Below are 20459 nucleotides of genomic sequence, written 5' to 3' on the forward strand. Positions count from 1 at the left end.
TATCGGGATCTGTGCGTCAATTCACGGTAAAGGCAAGCCCGACGACATAGGCCACGAGGGCGCAGATGCCGCCGACGAGGACGGTTTCCCCGACGCAGCGGCGGAGCGTCTCGGACGTCACCTTCCAGCGCAGCAGGCCGAGCGCCACCAGCGCAGCGAAGGTCGCGAAGGCCGAGATGCGGAAGGTCGCGGGATCGGGGCCGAGCAGGAAATAGGGCAGGAGCGGCGCGGAGCCGAAGGCGATGAAGGAAACGAAGGTCATCGTCGCGCGCGCTGCCGGGGAGCTTTCCTCCGGATCGGCCATGCCGACCTGATACTGCATCATGAAATCAGCCATGAAGGCGGGGTTTCGGGCGATCACATCGGCGATGCGGTGGGCATCCTCCCATTTCATGCCGCGGGAGATCAGGATGTCGATCACCTCGGACCAGCCGCGGTCGGGGTTTCGGACAATCTCGCGCTCCTCCTTGCGCCGCGCGGCGCGGTAGACATCCTGCTCGGAGCGGCTGGAGAGAAACTCCCCGAGCCCCATGGCTGTGGCGTCGGCGAAGAGATTGGCAAGCCCGAAGAGCAGCACCGCGATGCCGCCGAGCGCCGCGGCGCCATGCGCGCCATAGCCCGCAAACCCCGCGACCACGGCGAAGGTGGTGACGATGCCGTCATTGCCGCCATAGACGATCTGCTTGAGAAACTCCTCGGCACGGCCGATGCCGCGGCCGTCACGCCGGCGCCGCAGCAGTTTTTCGGTAAGGGCATTGGTCACGGCCGAGATCCGGATCCTGGAATGATTCAAATATATCCGGATCCGCATGCGATGCGAGTCTCTTCGGAGACCCGGCGGGGCAGCGCGCCGTTCGCGCGGCCTGTCGCAATGTGAGCGGTGACGGAAAAATGCGGCGCCGGCAGGGGAGACCGGCGCCGCGATAGTGACCGGAGGCGAGCGTCGCTCCCGCCTCCGGTCAGTCCGGGGAAATCGTTCCGCCGATCAGGCGAGATCGAAGCGATCGGCGTTCATCACCTTGGTCCAGGCGGCCACGAAGTCGTTCACGAACTTCTCGGCGCTGTCGTCCTGGGCATAGACTTCCGCATAGGCGCGCAGGATCGCGTTCGAGCCGAACACGAGGTCGATCCGGGTTGCCGTCCACTTCACCGCGCCAGTCTTGCGGCAGCGGATCTCGTAGGTGCCGCCGGTCGCCGGGACCCACTTGTAGGCCATGTCGGTGAGGTTGACGAAGAAGTCCGGCGTGAGCGCACCTTCGCGGTCGGTGAAAACACCGTGCCTGGTACCGCCGTGGTTGGTCCCCATGGCGCGCATGCCGCCGACGAGCACGGTCATCTCGGGGGCGGTGAGGCCCATGAGCTGGGTGCGGTCGAGCATGAGCTCCTCGGGGCTCACGACATAGTCCTGCTTGAGCCAGTTGCGGTATCCGTCGGCGAGCGGCTCGAGCGGGACGAAGCTGTCGCCGTCGGTCTGCTCGGCGGTGGCATCACCCCGGCCGGGCGCGAAGGGCACCTTGACGTCGAAGCCCGCGGCCTTCGCCGCCTGCTCAACACCGAGATTGCCCGCCAGCACGATCACGTCGGCCACCGACGCCCCGGCCTCGGCCGCGATGGGCTCGAGCACGGAGAGGACGCGCGCGAGGCGCTCGGGCTCGTTGCCTTCCCAGTCCTTCTGCGGCGCAAGGCGGATGCGCGCGCCATTGGCGCCGCCGCGCATGTCCGAGCCGCGGTAGGTGCGGGCGCTGTCCCAGGCGGTGGAGACCATGTCGGCGAGGCTGAGGCCCGAGGCCGCGATCTTCGCCTTCACCGCCTCGACGTCCCAGGAGGTGCTGCCCTTGGGGATCGGATCCTGCCAGATCAGATCCTCGGCGGGCACGTCCGGGCCGACGTAGCGGTCCTTGGGGCCCATGTCGCGGTGGGTGAGCTTGAACCACGCGCGGGCGAAGGTGTCCTGGAAATACGCCGGATCGGCCATGAACTTCTGGCAGATCGCGTTGTAGGTCGGGTCCATCTTCATCGCCATGTCGGCGTCGGTCATCATCGGGTTGCGGCGGACCGTCGGGTCGGAGGCGTCGACCGGCTTGTCCTCTTCCTTGATGTTGATCGGCTCCCACTGGTTGGCTCCGGCAGGGCTCTTGCGAAGCTCCCATTCGTGGCCGAACAGCATGTCGAAGAAGCCCATGTCGAACTTCGTCGGGTGGGTGGTCCAGGCGCCTTCGAGGCCCGAGGTCACGGCGCGGCTGGCGAGGCCGTTCTGGTTGGGGTTCGCCCAGCCCATGCCCTGCTGCTCGACGCCGGCGGCTTCCGGTTCCGGCCCGAGGGCGTCTGCATTGCCGTTGCCGTGGGTCTTGCCGACGGTGTGGCCGCCCGCGGTGAGCGCGGCGGTTTCCTCGTCGTTCATCGCCATGCGGGCGAAGGTCTCACGCACCTGCGCTGCGGTTTTCAGCGGGTCGGACTTGCCGTTCACCCCTTCGGGGTTGACGTAGATGAGGCCCATCTGGACGGCGGCCAGCGGGTTTTCCATCGTCTTGGGGTCTTCGACATCTTCGTAACGCGCGTCGGACGGCGCGAGCCATTCCTGCTCGGCGCCCCAGTAGGTATCGATCTCGGGGTGCCAGATGTCCTCGCGGCCGAAGGCGAAGCCGAAGGTCTTGAGACCCATCGACTCATAGGCCACCGTGCCGGCGAGGATGATGAGGTCGGCCCAGCTCACCTTGTTGCCGTATTTCTTCTTGATCGGCCAGAGCAGGCGGCGGGCCTTGTCGAGGCTCACGTTGTCCGGCCAGGAGTTCAGCGGGGCGAAGCGCTGGTTGCCCGTGCCGCCGCCGCCGCGGCCGTCGGCGATGCGGTAGGAGCCGGCAGCGTGCCAGGCCATGCGGATGAAGAGGCCGCCGTAATGCCCATAGTCGGCCGGCCACCAATCCTGGCTGTCGGTCATCAGGCCGTGAAGATCCTTCTTCAGCGCCTCGACATCGAGCTTCTTCAGCTCTTCACGATAGTCGAAGGCCCGGCCGAGCGGGTCGGTCTTGGTGTCGTGCTGGCTTAGGATGTCGAGCTTCAGCGCGTTGGGCCACCAGTCCATCACCGACTGGCCAGTTTCGGTGTTGCCACCGTGCATGACCGGGCATTTGCCGGCGTTCTTGTCTACGATTGCGTCCATATTCAGTCTCTCCGATGCCGTAGCGTGTGTCTCTTCGGGTTCCGGTGCGGATTTCTCTCCGCGTGGCCGCTCGGTGGGCCGTCCGCGGGGTTCCGATTGTCTCTCGTTTCTCTGGAATTTCGGCGCGGGCCGATCACGAGGTGCCCTGGGGCACCAAGGCGGCCGCTTTCATTCGCTCGGTCAGACTTCCCTCCCTTGCTCAGTCTGGAATGATTCTCAAATGGCACCTTAGCGTGATAATTGGAAATTGCATTTTATTCTTGTTGCGATAATCTGAGATTATGGAAATTACCTTCAGGCAGCTCAAGTACCTGATTGCACTCGCGCAGCACGGGCATTTCGGCAAGGCGGCTGCTGCCGTTAACGTGAGCCAGCCCGCGCTTTCCGTCCAGATCCGGACGCTGGAGGAGGCGCTCGGCGCGCGGCTGATCGAGCGGGGCGGGCGCGAGATCGTGGTGACGCCGGTCGGGCGGGAGATCCTCGTCCGGGCGCGGCGGATCATGGAGGAGATGCGTGAGCTCAGCGAGGCAGCGCGCTGGGAGCGCGGCCTTGGTGGAAGGCTGCGGCTCGGGGTGATCCCGACCATCGCGCCCTATCTGCTGCCCGCCGCGTTGCCGCTCCTGCGGAGCCGCAATCTCAATCTCGATCTCGGCGTGCGGGAGGCGCGCACCGAGCGGCTGCTCGAAGAGCTCCGGGCGGGCGAGCTCGATGCGGTGATCGTGGCGCTGCCGACGGAAGCCGGGGATCTGGTCGAGGCCCCGCTCTTCGACGACCGGTTCCTGCTCGGCGGTTCGGGGCGGCTGATGGAGGCGGTGGGCGCTGCGGCGCAGCCCGAGGGGCTCGATCCCGAACGGTTGCTCCTGCTCGACGACGGCCATTGCCTCGCCGATCAGGCGCTCGCGGCCTGCAGCCTGCGGCGCAACCAGACGCGGATGGATCTGCGCGCCTCCTCGCTTTCGACGCTCTGCCGTCTTGCGGGCGAGGGAATCGGGCTTACCTTTGTTCCCGAGCTCGCGCTCCGGGCCGAGAGCGCCTCGGCGCCCGGTCTGGTGCTGCGTCGCTTCTCGGGCACGGAGCCGCGGCGGCGGGTCGGGCTCGTGCGCCGGCACCTTTCGGTGGACGATGGCTGGTTTACCGATCTCGCGAGCGTTCTCGCGGAGGCCGGACGTTCGGAGCTCGTGCATGCCTGGGTGCATTATCCGAGCCGATCGGATGAATTTCCGCAGGACATTTCTGCCGCACCGCGGTAATAAGCGCGAGGACGGAGGATCATCATGGCAGACAGGACCCCTGGCGACCGCGACCTGAGCAATCGGGCGGCGCGCCATCCCGAAAAGGCACATCGCCCCGACACGCCCATTCTGCGCAAGCCCGACTGGATCCGGGTGAAGGCGCCGGTGAGCGAAGGCTATCGCGAGACGGCGCGCATCATGCGCGAGAACCGGCTGGTGACGGTCTGCGAGGAGGCGGGCTGCCCCAATGTGGGCGAGTGCTGGAGCCAGGGCCACGCCACCATGATGATCATGGGCGAGATCTGCACCCGCGGCTGCACCTTCTGCAATGTGGCGACCGGCCGGCCCGACGCGCTCGATGCGTTCGAACCGGGGCGAGTTGCGGTGGCAGTCGAGAAGCTCGGCCTGAAGCATGTGGTCATCACCTCTGTCGACCGCGACGATCTCGCCGATGGCGGGGCGGAGCACATTGCCCAGACGATCCGGGCGGTGCGGCGCAAGACGCCCGACACCACCATCGAGGTGCTGACGCCGGACTTTCTCAAATGCGGGCCCGATGCGCTGGAGACGGTGGTGGCGGCGAAGCCGGATGTCTTCAACCACAATCTCGAGACGGTGCCCGGCCTCTATCCGGAGGTCCGGCCCGGGGCGCGGTATTTCCACAGCCTGCGGCTGCTGCAGCGGGTGAAGGAGATCGATCCGACGATGTTCACCAAGTCGGGTATCATGGTCGGGCTTGGCGAGGAGCGTCAGGCGGTGGTGCAGGTGATGGATGACCTGCGCGCGGCGGATGTGGATTTCCTGACCATCGGCCAGTATCTCCAGCCGACGCCGAAGCATCATGTCGTGTCGCGGTTCGTGACGCCCGAGGAGTTCAAGGGCTACGAGAAGGCGGCCTACGGCAAGGGCTTCCTGATGGTTTCGGCCACACCGCTCACCCGCTCGAGCTACCACGCGGGCGACGATTTCGCCCAGCTGCGCGCGGCCCGGCTGGCAAAGCTCGAACAGGCCTGAGGCGGGGAGCGGGCGTTCTCCGCGTATCCATTGCCTTCTTGAAGGTGGCAGAGGGCGTTTGACGTTGAGGCCGCACGCCCCGTCAGGGGACGCGGCCGGTGCGTCAGCCGGCCGTTGCCGGCACGGTGATGCCGTGGCGGGTCATGGCGGCGCCAAGGCGCGCGAGAGCCGGCTGTGGCTCGGGCGCCGGGGTGCCGGAGTTCGCGAGGATCTCGACCTCGACCAGCTCCAGAGCCGGACCTTCGACTCCACCGAGGAAGCGGAGGCGGTCGGCGACGGCCCAGACGATGTCGCCTTCGCCGGGCCGCATCACGTCAAACGTCATTGCAAGTCACTCCTTGAGATGGATGCCCTGTCCGAGGGCCTTTGACCTTAGGCGATCGCCGAGAGGATCACCTCAAGTGCCCAGGAAGCGGTCTCGCCGGCCTCTGTGCCGCTCAGCCCGCCGTAATCCTTCATGTCCTCCCAGGCGGAGGCCGAGAACAGCAAATGCGCCAGCGCCTCGACGCTGGCCGCCTCGCCGGGCGCGAGCCCGTCGGTGATGGTGGAGAGCGCCGCCTGGAAGGCGGCACGGCGCTCGGCGATGGTATTGGCCCGCATCGCCTGTCCGGTGCGCGAATGCAGCGCGGCGCAGATCGCGCCGTCGTGGCTGTCGAAAAGGGGGAAGGTCTGTCGCGGCCCGTCGACGATCTCCGCAAGCTTGTGCGGCGCGGGATTGGCGCCGATGCGCGCGTTGATCCAGTGCCAGAACGCGGCGAGCAGGTCATTGCGGGTCGCGAAGTGGCGAAAGAGCGAAAGAGCGTGCGTCGCTCTATCCCGGCCTGCCGGGCGATCGCCTCCATGGAAATGTCTTCTGTGGAGCCCGATGTCTGCAGCAGATCGAAAAGCGCGGCGAGGATCGCCGCGCGCGTCTGCCGGGCTTTCTCCTCGCGGAGGGGGCTGTTGTACGCACGAGGCCGGGGCGTGCGGCACACTCCTGTTTCATGTCACTGCATATGACATGAAACAGGGCAGCCGTAATTCGATGTCACAGTATGTGACGTCCATTCGTTCTGCGCCGCGATCGCGGCGCAGTGGGGGCTCAGGCGTGGATGGCGCCGTCGCCGCAGGCAAGTGCTGCCTCGCGTACCGCTTCGGAGCAGGTCGGGTGGGCGTGGCAGGTCCGCGCGAGATCTTCGGCGGCGGCGCCAAATTCCATCGCCACGCAAACCTCGGCAATGAGTTCGCCCGCCTGCGGGCCGACGATATGTGCACCGAGGATGCGATCGGTTTCGGCATCGGCGAGAAGCTTCACGAAGCCTTCGCCCATGAAGTAGCTCTTGGCGCGCGCGTTGCCCATGAAGGGGAACTTGCCGACCTTGTATTTGCGGCCCTCTTCCTTGAGCTGCTCCTCGGTCTTGCCGACGGTGGCGACCTCGGGGCTCGTGTAGATGACGCCCGGGATCACGTCGTAGTTCACGTGGCCATGCTGGCCCGCGATCACCTCGGCCACCGCCATGCCTTCGTCTTCGGCCTTGTGGGCGAGCATCGGGCCCTTCACCACGTCGCCGATGGCGTAGATGCCGGGGACTGCGGTCTGCCAGTGATTGTCGATCTCGACCTGGCCGCGCTGGCTCACGACAACGCCGGTATGTGCGAGGCCGAGATCCTCGGTATAGGGTTTGCGCCCGGTTGCAACGAGCACCATGTCCGCCTCGATCGAGCCCTCCGCTTCGTCCTTGCGGGACTTGTAGGTGACGGTGGCCTTGCCCTTCGAGACGGTCGCGCTCTGCACGGCGGTATTGAGCACGAACTTCAGGCCCTGCTTGGTGAGCATCTTCTGGAAGGTCTTGGCGATCTCGCTGTCGATGCCGGGCGTGATGTGGTCGAGGAATTCGATCACCGTCACCTCGGCGCCGAGGCGGGCATAGACCGAGCCGAGTTCAAGGCCGATGACGCCGGCGCCGATCACCACCATCTTCTTCGGCAGCTTGCCGGGCACGAGCGCGCCGGTCGAGGTCACGATGACCTTCTCGTCGACCTCGACGCCGGGGAGCGAGGCGGGCTCGGAGCCCGTGGCGATGACGATATTCCTGGTCTTGTAGGCGGTCTCGCCGACGGTGACTTCCCCCGCCCGTGTGATCTTGCCCTTACCCTTCAGCCAGTCGATCTTGTTCTTCTTGAACAGGAATTCGATGCCCTTGGTGTTGCCGTCGACGGTCGACTGCTTGTATTCGAGCATCTTCGCGAGATCGATCTTCGGCGTCGCGACATTGAGGCCCATATCGGCGAAATGGGTGGTCGATTCCTTGTAGAGTTCGGAGGCATGCAGCAGCGCCTTCGAGGGAATGCAGCCCACGTTGAGGCAGGTGCCGCCGAGGGTTTCGCGGGATTCGACGCAGGCGGTCTTGAGGCCGAGCTGCGCGCAGCGGATCGCGCAGACATAGCCGCCGGGACCGGCGCCGATTACGATGACGTCATATTCTGCCATGATGGTCTCCTTCGAAGTCGTTGGCGTGCCGCGCCTCTCCCAAAAGCATCGGCTCAGTCCGCGAGCAGCCAGGCTCTGGCCTGCTCGAAGTCGTCGGCGGGAAAATAGCGGACGGGCGCCTTGATGAACTGGCGTCCGATCCGTTCCGCAAGGGCCTGCCAGGCCTTGTCGCCGACGATGGCGGCACGATCGAGCAGGCTCTGGTGGTCGCGGACCAGGGTGAAATGCGCAGCCAGCGCGCCGAGGCCCTGCCAGCCGTCGAACTCGCGGAGATCGAGAAGCAGGCGAAAGCGGTCGTGGCCGCGGATGAAGGCGTTGAGGTCCTCGGTCACATCAGCATAGGCGGCGCCGTCGAGCTGGCCCAGCAGGCGGACATGGAGCACGTCCTGTCCGAGATCGCTGTGGTGGATGCTGCCGAGCGACTCGCGCAGCCAGCGCCGGGCGTCGTCCTCCTCGCCGAGGCTGAAGGTCGCGACGGGGCAGGGCATGAAGACCGAGAAGGCCTTCACCGCCGCGGTGATCCAGTGGATGTCGGTGACGATGGCTGCGCGTTCGAACCCGCGCCAGTGCTTGAGGCCGAGCCGGCCATCCTCGAACATCGCCCCGGCCGTGTAGCCGTCGAAGTCCGCGCCGAAGCGGCCGAGCAGGCGGATGTGTTCGCGGGCTTCAATCGCACGATCGAGCGCAGGCACCAGCACATCGCGGTAGTCTGCTTCGGTGACGGTGCCGCTGGCCCTGAATTCGAAGACCGTGTCGTCCGGCGAGGATGTGACTTCGATCATGGCAGGACTCCGGGCAATGTGTGGGGCGCGCGAGCCCCGTTCAGCCAGCTTTCGGTCTGGTGCGCCGCCATCGGATCAGACCGGTTGCGAAAAGAAATAATCCTGCCGGGCCTGTCCGTCCGGCGTTAAAAGCATGCCCAGTCGGGGCGGGCGCCGCATCGTTCCGGCGCGGCGGATGCGCCCGGACGATGCGGGATGCCGGGTTTCCCTCCCGGCCTCCTGGTAGCCGGAAGGCCCGCGCCGCTGCGCGAGCCCCCGCATCTCGGGTGCCGCCCCTGGTCTCGTGGGGAGGGACGGGCACGGGGATCTGCTCAGAGATCCATCAGCAGGCGGCGCGGATCCTCGAGGGCTTCCTTGACGCGGACGAGGAAGGTCACCGCGCCCTTGCCGTCGACGATGCGGTGATCGTAGGAGAGCGCGAGATACATCATCGGGCGGATGACGACCTGACCCTTGATGGCCATCGGGCGCTCCTGGATCTTGTGCATGCCGAGGATACCCGACTGCGGCGGGTTGAGGATCGGCGAGGACATCAGCGAGCCGTAGACGCCGCCGTTGGAGATGGTGAAGGTGCCGCCCTGCATCTCGGCCATCGAGAGCTTGCCGTCGCGGGCGCGGGCGCCCAGCTCGGAGATCTTCTTCTCGATGTCGGCGAAGCCCATCTTGTCGGCATCCCGCACCACCGGCACGACGAGGCCCGTCGGCGTGCCGACCGCGACGCCCATGTGGACGAAGTTCTTGTAGACCACGTCCGTGCCGTCGATCTCGGCGTTGACGTCGGGAACTTCCTTGAGCGCATGGCAGCAGGCCTTCACGAAGAAGGACATGAAGCCGAGCTTCACGCCGTGCTTCTTCTCGAAGAGATCCTTGTATTCCTTGCGCAGCTCCATCGCCGCGGTCATGTCCACCTCGTTGTAGGTGGTGAGCATGGCGGCGGTGTTCTGCGATTCCTTGAGCCGGCGCGCGATGGTCTGGCGCAGGCGCGTCATCTTCACGCGCTCCTCGCGGGCAGCGTCTTCGGCCGGGACGGGCGCGCGCGGAATCGAGGTGGGTGCCGGTGCCGGCGCGGAGGCGGCCGGGGCTGCGGCGGACGCGGAGCCGGCCTTCAGCACGTCTTCCTTCATGATGCGGCCGTCGCGGCCGGTGCCGGTCACCTGATCGCGCTCGAGGCCCTTGTCGGCCATGAGCTTCTTCGCCGAGGGCGCATCCTCGACGTCACGGCCGCCATCGGCGGGCGCGTTCATGGTGATGTCGGGTGCGGCCGCCGGCTGCGAGGCAGAGGCAGTTCCGGCGCCAGCCGTCATCACGCCGAGCTTGCCACCGGCCGAAACGGTCGCGCCGGCCTCGGCAAGGATCTCGGTGATGGTGCCGGCCGCGGGGGAGGGCACTTCGACCGAGACCTTGTCGGTCTCGAGTTCGCAGAGCATCTCGTCCTGCGCGACGGTATCGCCCACCTTCTTGAACCAGGTCGAGACAGTCGCCTCGGTCACGCTCTCGCCGAGCGTCGGAACCATGATGTCGACGGAGGCGCCGGAGTCGCCCCCGGTTTCCTCCGAAGCTTCGGAGGTGTCGGACGGTTTCGCGGGCGCCGGTGTTGCGCCTGCCGAGGCATCGGCATTCTCGTCGATATTGGCGAGGAGGGCATCGACACCCACCGTGTCGCCTTCCTTGGCGACAATCTCGCTCAGCACACCGGCGGCGGTGGCGGGCACTTCGACGGTCACCTTGTCGGTTTCGAGCTCGCAGAGCATCTCGTCCACAGCCACCGTATCGCCCACCTTCTTGAACCAGGTGGCAATCGTGGCTTCGGTAACGCTTTCCCCGAGCGTTGGTACGCGGATTTCGGCCATCTGGACGGTCCTTACTTTATGGTGAGCGCTTCGTTGACAAGCGCATCCTGCTGCGCCTTGTGCTCGCGGGCGAGCCCGGTGGCCGGCGAGGCCGAGGCCGGACGGCCGACGTAATGCGGGCGCGTGTGCTTCGCGCCGATGCGGTCGAGGACCCACTCGAGATTGGGTTCGACGAAGGTCCAGTAGCCCTGGTTCTTGGGCTCTTCCTGGCACCAGATCACATCGGCATTCTTGAAGCGGCCGAGTTCCTTGGTCAGGGAGAGCGCCGGAAACGGATAGAACTGCTCGAGACGCATGATGTAGACATCCGAGAGGTCGCGCGCATCGCGCTCGGCGAGGAGGTCGAAGTAGACCTTGCCCGAGCACATCACGACGCGGCGGATCTTGTCGTCCTCGGCCAGCGTCGCGGTCGAGAGGCCGCTCGAGCCGCCCTTGTCGGCGTCATCCCAGAGCACGCGGTGGAAGCTCGAGCCGCGGGCGAAATCCTTGAGCTTCGAGACCGCCATCTTGTGGCGCAGCAGGGATTTCGGCGTCATGAGCACCAGCGGCTTGCGGAAGCTCCGGTGGAGCTGGCGGCGCAGGATGTGGAAATAGTTCGCCGGGGTGGTGCAATTCGCCACGATCCAGTTGTCCGCGGCGCAGAGCTGCAGGAAGCGCTCGGGGCGCGCCGAGCTGTGCTCAGGGCCCTGTCCCTCATAGCCGTGGGGCAGCAGCATCACGAGGCCCGACATGCGCAGCCACTTGCTTTCGCCCGACGAGATGAACTGGTCGATCATGATCTGAGCGCCATTGACGAAATCGCCGAACTGGGCTTCCCAGAGCGTGAGCGCGTTGGGCTCGGCGAGCGTGTAGCCGTATTCGTAGCCCAGCACGGCGTATTCCGAGAGCATCGAGTCGACCACCTCATACTGAGCCTGATCGGACTGGATATGGTTGAGCGGGTGATACCGCTCCTCGGTCTGCTGGTCGATGATGCCGGAATGGCGCTGCGAGAAGGTGCCGCGGGTGCAATCCTGGCCCGAGAGACGGACGGGGTAGCCCTCGACGAGCAGGGTACCGAAGGCCAGCGCCTCGGCGGTCGCCCAGTCGATGCCTTCGCCGGTCTCGATCATCTTCGCCTTGGCATCAAGCATGCGCTGGACGGTGCGATGGGCATTGAAGTTCTCGGGCAGGCGGGTGAGCGCCTCACCGACCTTCTTCAACGTCTTCTGATCGACGGCGGTCTTGCCGCGCTGATAGCGGCCCTCGTGCTTGCCGATCCCCGACCAGCGGCCGTCAAGCCAGTCCGCCTTGTTCGGGCGATAGTCCTTGGAGACCTCGAACTCGGTGTTGAGGTAGGACTGGAAGGCGGCCTTCATGTCCTCGATCTCGCCTTCGGGGATGAGGCCGTCCTTGATGAGCCGCTCGGTATAGAGCTGGAGCGTCGTCTTGTGGCTCTTGATCGCGGTATACATCTGCGGCTGGGTAAACATGGGCTCGTCGCCCTCGTTGTGCCCGAACCGGCGGTAACAGAACATGTCGATGACCACGTCCTTGCCGAACTTCTGCCGGAACTCGGTCGCGATGCGTGCGGCGTGCACCACCGCTTCCGGGTCGTCGCCGTTGACGTGGAAGATAGGGGCCTCGACCATCAGCGCGATGTCTGTCGGGTAGGGCGACGAGCGCGAATACATCGGCGCGGTGGTGAAGCCGATCTGGTTGTTGACGACGATGTGGATCGTGCCGCCGGTGCGGTGACCCTTCAGCCCGGAAAGCCCGAAGCACTCGGCAACGACGCCCTGGCCCGCGAACGCCGCGTCGCCATGAAGCAGGATCGGCAGCACCTTGCGGCGCTCGGGATCGTTCTTCTGCGCCTGCTTGGCGCGGACCTTGCCGAGCACAACCGGGTTCACCGCCTCGAGATGGCTCGGGTTGGCGGTGAGCGAGAGGTGGACAGAATTGCCATCGAACTCGCGATCGGAGGAGGCACCAAGGTGATACTTCACGTCACCCGAGCCTTCGACCTCGTCAGGCTTGAAGCTGCCGCCCTGGAACTCGTTGAAGATGGCGCGGTAGGGCTTTTCCATCACGTTGGCGAGCACGCTCAGGCGGCCGCGGTGCGGCATGCCGATCACGATTTCCTCGACGCCAAGGGCGCCACCGCGCTTGATGATCTGCTCCATCGCCGGGATCAGCGCCTCTCCACCGTCAAGGCCGAAGCGCTTGGTGCCCGTGTATTTCACCTGGAGGAACTTCTCGAAGCCTTCCGCCTCGACGAGCTTGTTGAGGATCGCGCGCCGGCCACGGCGGGTGAAGTGGATTTCCTTGCCGTAGCCCTCGATCCGCTCCTTGAGCCAGGCGGCCTGCTGCGGGTCGGAGATATGCATGTACTGGAGCGCAAAGGTGCCGCAATAGGTGCGTTTCACAAGCGCGAGGATCTCGCGGAGGCTCGCCGTCTGCAGGCCCAGCACGTTGTCAAGGAAGATCGGCCGGTCCATGTCGGCTTCGGTGAAGCCATAGGTCGCGGGATCGAGCTCGGGGTGGGGTTTCACCTCGGTGATCTTGAGCGGGTCGAGGTCGGCGGCGAGGTGGCCGCGGATACGATAGGCGCGGATGACCATGAGCGCGCGCACGGAATCGAGCACAGCCTGGCGCACCTGCGTCTCGTCGAGCGCAACGCCCTTCTCTGCAGCCTTCGCCTGGATCTTCGCGCCGAGTGCGGCCTTGACCGGCTCCGGCGACCACTGGCCGTCGAGCGCCGCGGTCAGGTCGTCATTGGGCATGGGCGGCCAGTCGGCACGCGCCCAGGAGGGGCCGGTGGCGCTCTTGGTCACGTCTCCGGCGGCATCGCCGAGGCCCTGAAAGAAGGCCTGCCAGTTGGCATCCACGCTGTCCGGGTCTTCCGAATAGCGAGCGTAGAGATGCTCGACAAAATCCGCGTTCTGACCCTGAAGGAACGACGACGAATGGAAGACCGTATTCTGCGACTGCTCGGTCATGGCACAAGACGGGGCTAAACCCGCTCCCTGAATATCTCGGCCCCGTGCGCCGGGGTCTGGCGTGATCGCCCGCGCGGCGGCCTCGAGACCTCCCCGCGCGGGCGCTGCGTTACCTTTCCTTAGCGGCCAAGGGCCTTCAGGACGGCATCACCCAGCCCGGCGGGGCTGTCGGCGACCACAATACCAGCCGATTTCATGGCTTCAATCTTGTCCTCGGCACCGCCCTTGCCACCGGCGACGATCGCGCCCGCGTGGCCCATGCGGCGGCCCGGAGGCGCCGTGCGGCCGGCGATGAAGCCCGCGGTCGGTTTCCAGCGGCCCTTCTTCTTCTCGTCGGCGAGAAACTGCGCGGCATCCTCTTCCGCCGAGCCGCCGATCTCGCCGATCATGATGATGGACTCGGTTTCGGGATCGGCAAGGAACATCTCGAGCACGTCGATGTGCTCGGTGCCCTTGATCGGGTCGCCGCCGATACCCACTGCCGTGGACTGGCCGAGGCCGCTGTCGGAGGTCTGCTTCACGGCTTCATAGGTAAGCGTTCCGGAGCGGGAGACAACGCCCACCGAGCCGCGCTTGTGGATGTGGCCGGGCATGATGCCGATCTTGCAGGCGTCCGGCGTGATGACGCCGGGGCAGTTCGGGCCGATGAGGCGGGTCGAGCTGTCGATCAGCGCGCGCTTCACCTTCATCATGTCGAGCACCGGAATGCCCTCGGTGATGCAGATGACGAGCGGGATCTCGGCGTCGATGGCTTCGAGGATCGAGTCGGCTGCGAAGGGCGGCGGGACGTAGATCACGGAGGCGTTGGCGCCGGTCTTGGCGACGGCTTCATGGACGCTGTTGAAGACTGGCAGACCCAGATGCTGGCTGCCGCCCTTGCCGGGCGTCACGCCGCCGACCATCTTGGTGCCGTAGGCGATCGCCTGTTCGGAGTGGAAGGTGCCCTGCGAGCCGGTGAAGCCCTGGCAGATGACCTTGGTGTTTTCGTCTACGAGTACAGCCATGGTTCCGGTCCTGTTACTTCGATATGTCCAAAATTGCTTCGTGTGGCGCGCGCGGATGATGCCGCGCGGCGCCTGATCTTTCGGTCATGGGGCTTCCGGCTCCGTTTGCCGCCATCCAGGCCTCGCAAAGGCGCAGGAAAGCGTAGTCCTGCACATACCAAGCCTGCAGGTTTGCCATCGCCTTCTCCGAGAGCGGCGGCGTTCCGGCATAGTCGTTCCGGTGTGCCGCGTCCTCGTCGTGCACAAGCCTTGAGGTGTCGTCGAATCCGATCCGCGCAAGCAGGATCGCGAGATCGCTCTCGAACTGCTCCTGACGGACGATCCAGAGCGGGGGGCAGACCTCGAAGAGCTGGCCGCGGCGCTCGAACCAGTCAACGAGATTGCGCGAGGTGTGGCTGATCGAGCGGATGGCCGCCACGGCATCATTGCCGCGCGGACCTTCCTCGAACAGAGCCTCGGCCAGATCGTTGGCATGTTCAAAGCGCGCGAAGGCGAGCGCCTCGTGGGGTGTCCAGTCGACATCGTTGCGCGGGCGGCCCTTGCGCTTGCGTGAGTAGAAGCCGGAGCGGAAGCGTGCCGCTGGGTCGCGGGTGGAGAAAAAGTAGCGTGGCTTGGGGCCAAGCTGCGTGAGCCTAACCGCATGCGGGTGCTTCACGATGAACTCCGATCCCATCGCCGCATTGATCTGTTCGATCGCTGCAGCGATCTGCGTACCGGCGGTCTTGCCGACGTGCAGGAAGTGAATCGCATCAGGAGCGGCACTGGGACCGCGGCCCTTCCGCCGGGGAGAAGCCGCTTTATGCTTCCCCGGGGCGGTGGGGCCTCCGATGTGCTCACTGGGTTCAGGCATGATCTCCTGCCGTCTGCTGACGATTGGCGCGCTCCGGGCTCTTCAACCCTTGACCGCCTTGACGATCTTCTCGGCTGCGTCAGAGAGATCGTCCGCCGCGATCACGTTGAGACCGCTGTCGTTGATGATCTTCTTGCCGAGTTCCACGTTGGTGCCTTCGAGGCGGACGACGAGAGGAACCTGGAGGCCGACTTCCTTCACCGCCGCGATCACGCCTTCCGCGATCACGTCGCAGCGCATGATGCCGCCGAAGATGTTCACGAGGATCCCCTTCACGTTGGGGTCGGAGGTGATGATCTTGAAGGCTTCGGTGACCTTCTCGGTGGTGGCGCCGCCGCCGACGTCGAGGAAGTTCGCCGGTTCCGAGCCCTTGAGCTTGATGATGTCCATCGTGGCCATCGCGAGGCCCGCGCCGTTGACCATGCAGCCGATCTCGCCGTCGAGCGCGATGTAGTTCAGGTCATACTTGGAGGCGGCGAGTTCCTTCGGGTCTTCCTCGGTCTCGTCGCGGAGCGAAAGGATGTCCTTCTGGCGGTAGAGGGCGTTCGAGTCGAAGCCCATCTTGCAGTCGAGGCACTTGAGATCGCCGTCGGTGGTGACGATCAGCGGGTTGATCTCAAGCATCTCGCAGTCCTTCTCGACGAAGAGCTTGTAGAGCTTGTTGATGAGATCGACGCACTGCTTCACCTGCTTGCCTTCGAGCCCGAGGGAGAAAGCGACGCGGCGGCCGTGGAAACCGGAAATGCCGGTGGCCGGGTCGATGGTGAAGGAGAGGATCTTTTCCGGGGTCGAGGCAGCAACTTCCTCGATGTCCATGCCGCCCTCGGTGGAGCAGACGAAGGAGATCCGGCTGGAGCCGCGGTCGACGAGCAGCGCGAGGTAGAGCTCGCGGGAGATGTCGGAGCCGTGCTCGATGTAGATGCGGTTGACCTGCTTGCCGGCCGGGCCGGTCTGGTGGGTCACGAGGGTGCGGCCGAGCATCTTCTGGGCTTCCTCGGCGGCCTCTTCGGCGGATTTGGTGATGCGGACGCCACCCTTCTCGCCGGCGCTGGCTTCCTTGAACTTGCCCTTGCCGCGGCCGCCGGCGTGGATCTGTGCCTTGACGACCCAGATCGGTCCATCGAGTTCACCCGCTGCGGTCTTGGCTTCATCGGCCTTGGTGATCGCCCTGCCGTCGGATACGGGCGCTCCGTATTCCTTGAGGAGCTGCTTGGCCTGGTATTCGTGAATGTTCATGTGCCGCCGTCCCTACGTTTTTCCGCCGGCACTCACCGAGACCGGCCTGCGGGTCTGATTAGGTCGAAGCGGCAGGTCTTGCAATGATATTAGGGTGAGAGCGGTAATTTCGGGCCAAATTCCGGCTTATGTGATCACACGATTTTTTTCCGTGATCACAATTTCGCCGTGATTGGAACGAATCGGGTTCGTGCCCTGTGCGCCTTGCCGTAAGTGCCCGATCAGCGCGTAGTCCTCGGTGAAGTGATGGCGCACGAGGGCTTTGGCTGCGCAAGGGATAGAGGACGGTGGTCTGGCTACCTGCCGGACGGGATCAGGCGGCGTTGGAAGTCGCAATACTTGTGCTGCGCCGAGATGATCGACCGGCTGCTGCGGCACTCCTCGAGAAGACCGACCTCGTCCTTCGCGCGAAGGCAGGTCGCCATGCTGGTCCGCCGGTGTTGGGCATGTGCACTGAGACGAGAAGCGGGTTTCCGATGCGGGCGAGTGCATTGCGCAAATCCACGGAGCCGCTCCGCTCGCGGCCGGAAATCTCTCTCGACCTCGCCCCTGGCGGTTGCCTCGCGCCAGCACTGGCGCAATCAGGTTTCCTGTTGCGATGCGCACAAGAAAACGCCGGCCCGAAGGGGCCGGCGCGAAACATGAGACCCGAGGGTTTCGGATCAGGCGAGGCTGGACTCGATGCCCTTGCAGGCCGCGATGAGGCCCTGAACCGAGTCGACCGATTTGTCGAACATTGCCTTCTCGGCCTTGTCGAGCGAGATCTCGACGACCTTCTCGATGCCGCCGGCGCCGATAACGGTCGGGACGCCTACGTAGATGTCCTTGAGGCCATACTGGCCGGAGAGATGCGCCGCGCAGGGCAGGACGCGCTTCTGGTCCTTGAGATAGGCTTCGGCCATCTCGATGGCGGAGGCTGCCGGCGCATAGAAGGCCGAACCGGTCTTCAGGAGGCCGACGATCTCGGCGCCGCCGTCACGGGTGCGCTGCACGATCGCGTCGAGCTTTTCCTGGGTGGTCCAGCCCATTTCCACGAGGTCCGGGAGCGGAATGCCGGCAACCGTGGAGTAGCGGGTGAGCGGCACCATCGTGTCGCCATGACCGCCGAGCACGAAGGCGGTGACGTCTTTCACGGACACCGAGAATTCCTCTGCGAGGAAGTGGCGGAAGCGGGCGCTGTCGAGGACGCCGGCCATGCCGCAGACCTTCTCGTGGGGCAGGCCAGAGAACTCGCGCAGTGCCCAGACCATGGCATCGAGCGGGTTGGTGATGCAGATCACGAAGGCGTTCGGAGCATTGGCGGCGATGCCTTCGCCGACGGAGCGCATGACCTTGAGGTTGATCCCGAGGAGGTCGTCGCGGCTCATGCCGGGCTTGCGGGGGACACCGGCGGTAACGATGCAGACGTCGGCGCCTGCGATGTCCTCATAGGAATTCGTGCCCTTGAGAACGGCGTCGAACTTGTCGACGGGGCTGCTCTCGGCAATGTCGAGTGCCTTGCCCTGGGGCGTGCCCTCGGCGATGTCGAACAGGACAACGTCACCAAGTTCCTTGAGTGCGGCCAGGTGGGCGAGCGTGCCCCCGATCTGTCCGGCACCGATCAGAGCGATCTTCGGTCTTGCCATTTGGGCCAGTCTCCCCTTCTGCGTATGAAACGCGCAAGTGGCTAGCCCCTCGCGATCACTTTAGCAAGACGCAATGGCCGAAAACGGTGCTGCACCGCCGCAAGAGGCGATCTACGGCACGCCCGCTCGCGCGTCAGGCGTCGTCGCCGGGGGCGCCGAGCGGGGCGACTTCCTGTTCCCACATCTGTCCGGAGGCCACGAGGCAGGCGGTGCCGTCGGCGTGGGAAACGAGGATCGACCAGGTGCCGGTCGAATCGGAGGCATAGATCTCGAGCACGACGTTGTTCTGCTGGAGGCCGAGACTCTTCAGGCTCTCGCCATAGCGCTCCGCGAGGCGCGCAACGACCGTGCCGCGCTCGCCGCAGGCCGTTTGCGGCGCGATCTCAGGCGCGGCGGTGCCTTCCGCCTGGGCAGGCGGCGTCGCCATGAAAAGGGAAAGCGAGACGGCGATGCGGGCGAGGAGGGGCGCAAGGGTCATGTCCAGTTCCTTCATGCCGGTGCGGGCCCACCGGATTCGTCCATCCGTCCCGCGCACCTTTGTGGGGTCATCTCCGGAGGTTCGGGGCGTGCGGCTCGCCCGTCTTGCGGATCCGGCAGTCGCTCGGCTGGAGCGAGTGCCGGCTCGCGAGGAAAAATCTGTGCGGATTCGGCCAACAAAACCTTAACGATGCGCGCGCCATGCCTGCGAATCGCGCAACAATCTGTCCCGGGGCTCTTGAAATTCCGGCCTGCTCGGATATTCAGACCGCTGCAGTGCAACAGGAGTGGGTCATGGAGCAAAGCGCGCATCCCTATCGGTCGGTCCTCTACATGCCGGGGTCCAAGGAACGGGCTCTCGAGAAGGCCAAGACGCTCGCGGCGGATGCGCTGATCCTCGATCTCGAGGATGCGGTGGCTCCGGCGGAGAAGCCGAATGCGCGCGAACTGGTCGGTGCGGCGGTGGAGAAGGGTGGCTACGGAAGCCGCAAGCTGATCGTGCGGGTGAACGGGCTTGAGACCGAATGGGGGCTGGCCGACCTCGCGCGCGCCTCCAAGGCCGGACCCGATGCGGTACTGCTGCCGAAGGTGGAGAGCGCCGCCGACATCCAGCGTGTTGCGGAACTGCTTGCCGAGCATGGTGCGCCGGAGCGGACGCGGATCTGGGCGATGATGGAAACCCCTCGGGGTGTCCTCAAGGCGGCAGAAATCGCTGCGGCGCATCCCCGGCTGGAAGGCTTCGTGATGGGCACCAACGATCTCGTCAAGGATCTCGGCGCCGCGCACACGCCCGAGCGCACACCGCTTGTCGCGAGCCTCGGCTGGTGTCTGCTCGCGGCCCGGGCCGAAGGTCTCGTCTGCGTCGACGGCGTCTACAACGCCTTCAAGGACGAGGACGGTCTGCGGGCGTCCTGTGTTCAGGGCCGCGACATGGGCTTTGATGGCAAGACGCTCATCCATCCTGCCCAGCTCGCGATTACCAATGAGGTCTTCGCCCCATCCGCCGACGATGTCGCGCTTGCCAAGGAGCAGGTTTCGGCCTTCGAGGCGGCGGAGGCCCGCGGCGAGGGTGTCGCGGTTGTGAATGGCAAGATCGTTGAGAACCTGCATGTGGTGACCGCGCGGCGGCTGCTGGCGCGGGCGGAGGCGATCGCCGCCCTCGAGGCGGAAACCGCTGCCTGAGCGCCCGCGGACCTGAAATAGGGAGCAAGACAATGTTCTGGCTGGTAGTCGGGCTCGCACTCTGGTGCGGCTTTCATCTGATGAAACGCATCGCCCCGGCGCTGCATGACCGACTGGAAGCGAAGGCCGGTCCGAAGGGCGCTCGGGGCGTCGTCGCGGCCGGGATCGGCGTTGGCCTTCTGCTCATCATAGTGGGTTTCCGCAGCGCGCCTTTCATTCCGGTCTACACGCCCGCCGCCTGGACCGTGCATCTCAACAACCTGATGATGCTGGGAGCCGTCGGGCTCTACGGCGCGAGCCATTCGAAAGGCCGGATCGGCAGCCTGTTCCGGAACCCGATGCTGCTCGGCACAGCCACCTGGGCCGTGGCGCATCTGCTGGTGAACGGTGATCTTGCCTCATTGCTTCTCTTTGGCGTGATGCTCGTATGGGCCGTCAGTGCCATCGTCCTGATCAATGCCCAGGATGGCCCCTGGGAGCGCCCGGCACCCGGCCCGGTGAAGAAGGACATCATTCTGGCCGTGATCACCATCGTCGTCTTTGGCGTGATCGTGGCCATCCACACCTGGCTCGGCTACCCGCCGTTTCCGAGGTAACCC

General features: G+C 65.5%; 18 protein-coding genes. 4 read left to right on the forward strand and 14 right to left on the reverse strand.

Annotated elements, in window-relative coordinates; translation table 11 throughout:
* Positions 1 to 16: 16 nt before the first annotated feature.
* Both ACF66B_RS01325 and katG read right to left on the reverse strand, forming a co-directional pair.
* A complete protein-coding gene (locus ACF66B_RS01325; RefSeq protein ID WP_392663760.1) occupies positions 17 to 763 on the reverse strand; it encodes a VIT1/CCC1 transporter family protein in 747 nt (248 codons plus the stop codon).
* A gap of 222 nt (positions 764 to 985) precedes the next feature.
* Positions 986 to 3160, reverse strand: coding sequence for a catalase/peroxidase HPI (gene katG / locus ACF66B_RS01330; protein WP_111428613.1), 2175 nt, complete (start codon positions 3158 to 3160; stop codon positions 986 to 988).
* Positions 3161 to 3441: 281 nt separating this feature from the next.
* Here katG and ACF66B_RS01335 point away from each other — a divergent pair, with 281 nt between their 5' ends.
* On the forward strand, positions 3442 to 4410 hold the full coding sequence (locus ACF66B_RS01335) for a hydrogen peroxide-inducible genes activator (RefSeq protein ID WP_111428612.1): 969 nt from the start codon (positions 3442 to 3444) through the stop codon (positions 4408 to 4410).
* Between the two features lie 24 nt (positions 4411 to 4434).
* The gene (lipA, locus tag ACF66B_RS01340; RefSeq protein WP_111428611.1) at positions 4435 to 5406 is read left to right on the forward strand and encodes a lipoyl synthase; all 972 of its coding nucleotides are present in this window, start codon (positions 4435 to 4437) and stop codon (positions 5404 to 5406) included.
* Between the two features lie 103 nt (positions 5407 to 5509).
* Here the strand turns inward: lipA and ACF66B_RS01345 are convergent, their stop codons facing one another.
* The 12 genes from ACF66B_RS01345 to ACF66B_RS01400 all read right to left on the reverse strand — a co-directional run bounded on the left by ACF66B_RS01345 (position 5510) and on the right by ACF66B_RS01400 (position 18679).
* Positions 5510 to 5731: a hypothetical protein gene (locus ACF66B_RS01345; protein ID WP_111428610.1), complete on the reverse strand. Its 222-nt coding sequence runs from the start codon at positions 5729 to 5731 to the stop codon at positions 5510 to 5512.
* Positions 5732 to 5778: 47 nt separating this feature from the next.
* Positions 5779 to 6378, reverse strand: coding sequence for a hypothetical protein (locus ACF66B_RS01350; RefSeq protein ID WP_392663765.1), 600 nt, complete (start codon positions 6376 to 6378; stop codon positions 5779 to 5781).
* A 109-nt stretch (positions 6379 to 6487) separates the two neighbouring features.
* A complete protein-coding gene (lpdA, locus tag ACF66B_RS01355; protein WP_111428609.1) occupies positions 6488 to 7876 on the reverse strand; it encodes a dihydrolipoyl dehydrogenase in 1389 nt (462 codons plus the stop codon).
* 53 nt (positions 7877 to 7929) lie between these two features.
* On the reverse strand, positions 7930 to 8658 hold the full coding sequence (locus ACF66B_RS01360) for an STAS/SEC14 domain-containing protein (RefSeq protein WP_111428608.1): 729 nt from the start codon (positions 8656 to 8658) through the stop codon (positions 7930 to 7932).
* A 311-nt stretch (positions 8659 to 8969) separates the two neighbouring features.
* The gene (odhB, locus tag ACF66B_RS01365; protein WP_111428607.1) at positions 8970 to 10508 is read right to left on the reverse strand and encodes a 2-oxoglutarate dehydrogenase complex dihydrolipoyllysine-residue succinyltransferase; all 1539 of its coding nucleotides are present in this window, start codon (positions 10506 to 10508) and stop codon (positions 8970 to 8972) included.
* Positions 10509 to 10519: 11 nt separating this feature from the next.
* Positions 10520 to 13486, reverse strand: coding sequence for a 2-oxoglutarate dehydrogenase E1 component (locus tag ACF66B_RS01370; protein ID WP_111428606.1), 2967 nt, complete (start codon positions 13484 to 13486; stop codon positions 10520 to 10522).
* Positions 13487 to 13605: 119 nt separating this feature from the next.
* Positions 13606 to 14490, reverse strand: coding sequence for a succinate--CoA ligase subunit alpha (sucD, locus tag ACF66B_RS01375; protein ID WP_111428605.1), 885 nt, complete (start codon positions 14488 to 14490; stop codon positions 13606 to 13608).
* Positions 14491 to 14503: 13 nt separating this feature from the next.
* Positions 14504 to 15145 carry a hypothetical protein gene (locus tag ACF66B_RS01380; protein WP_162683158.1) on the reverse strand — a complete coding sequence of 214 codons (642 nt, stop codon included), beginning with the start codon at positions 15143 to 15145 and terminating at the stop codon, positions 14504 to 14506.
* Between the two features lie 237 nt (positions 15146 to 15382).
* Complete coding sequence (sucC, locus tag ACF66B_RS01385) at positions 15383 to 16576, reverse strand: ADP-forming succinate--CoA ligase subunit beta (protein ID WP_111428603.1); 1194 nt, start codon at positions 16574 to 16576, stop codon at positions 15383 to 15385.
* 296 nt (positions 16577 to 16872) lie between these two features.
* The gene (locus ACF66B_RS01390; RefSeq protein WP_392663769.1) at positions 16873 to 17001 is read right to left on the reverse strand and encodes a hypothetical protein; all 129 of its coding nucleotides are present in this window, start codon (positions 16999 to 17001) and stop codon (positions 16873 to 16875) included.
* A 237-nt stretch (positions 17002 to 17238) separates the two neighbouring features.
* Positions 17239 to 18201 (reverse strand): malate dehydrogenase, encoded by a 963-nt coding sequence (gene mdh, locus ACF66B_RS01395; protein ID WP_111428602.1) that lies wholly within the window; start codon positions 18199 to 18201, stop codon positions 17239 to 17241.
* Positions 18202 to 18334: 133 nt separating this feature from the next.
* Positions 18335 to 18679: a hypothetical protein gene (locus tag ACF66B_RS01400; RefSeq protein ID WP_111428941.1), complete on the reverse strand. Its 345-nt coding sequence runs from the start codon at positions 18677 to 18679 to the stop codon at positions 18335 to 18337.
* 293 nt (positions 18680 to 18972) lie between these two features.
* Between ACF66B_RS01400 and ACF66B_RS01405 the strand changes: the two genes are divergently transcribed.
* Both ACF66B_RS01405 and ACF66B_RS01410 read left to right on the forward strand, forming a co-directional pair.
* A complete protein-coding gene (locus ACF66B_RS01405; RefSeq protein ID WP_111428601.1) occupies positions 18973 to 19860 on the forward strand; it encodes a CoA ester lyase in 888 nt (295 codons plus the stop codon).
* 32 nt (positions 19861 to 19892) lie between these two features.
* Entirely contained in the window at positions 19893 to 20456 is a 564-nt protein-coding gene (locus ACF66B_RS01410; RefSeq protein WP_111428600.1) for an NnrU family protein, read from the forward strand.
* Positions 20457 to 20459 lie beyond the last annotated feature (3 nt).

This window comes from Amaricoccus sp. B4, from assembly GCF_043226085.1.
In the GTDB taxonomy this organism is placed as follows: domain Bacteria; phylum Pseudomonadota; class Alphaproteobacteria; order Rhodobacterales; family Rhodobacteraceae; genus Amaricoccus.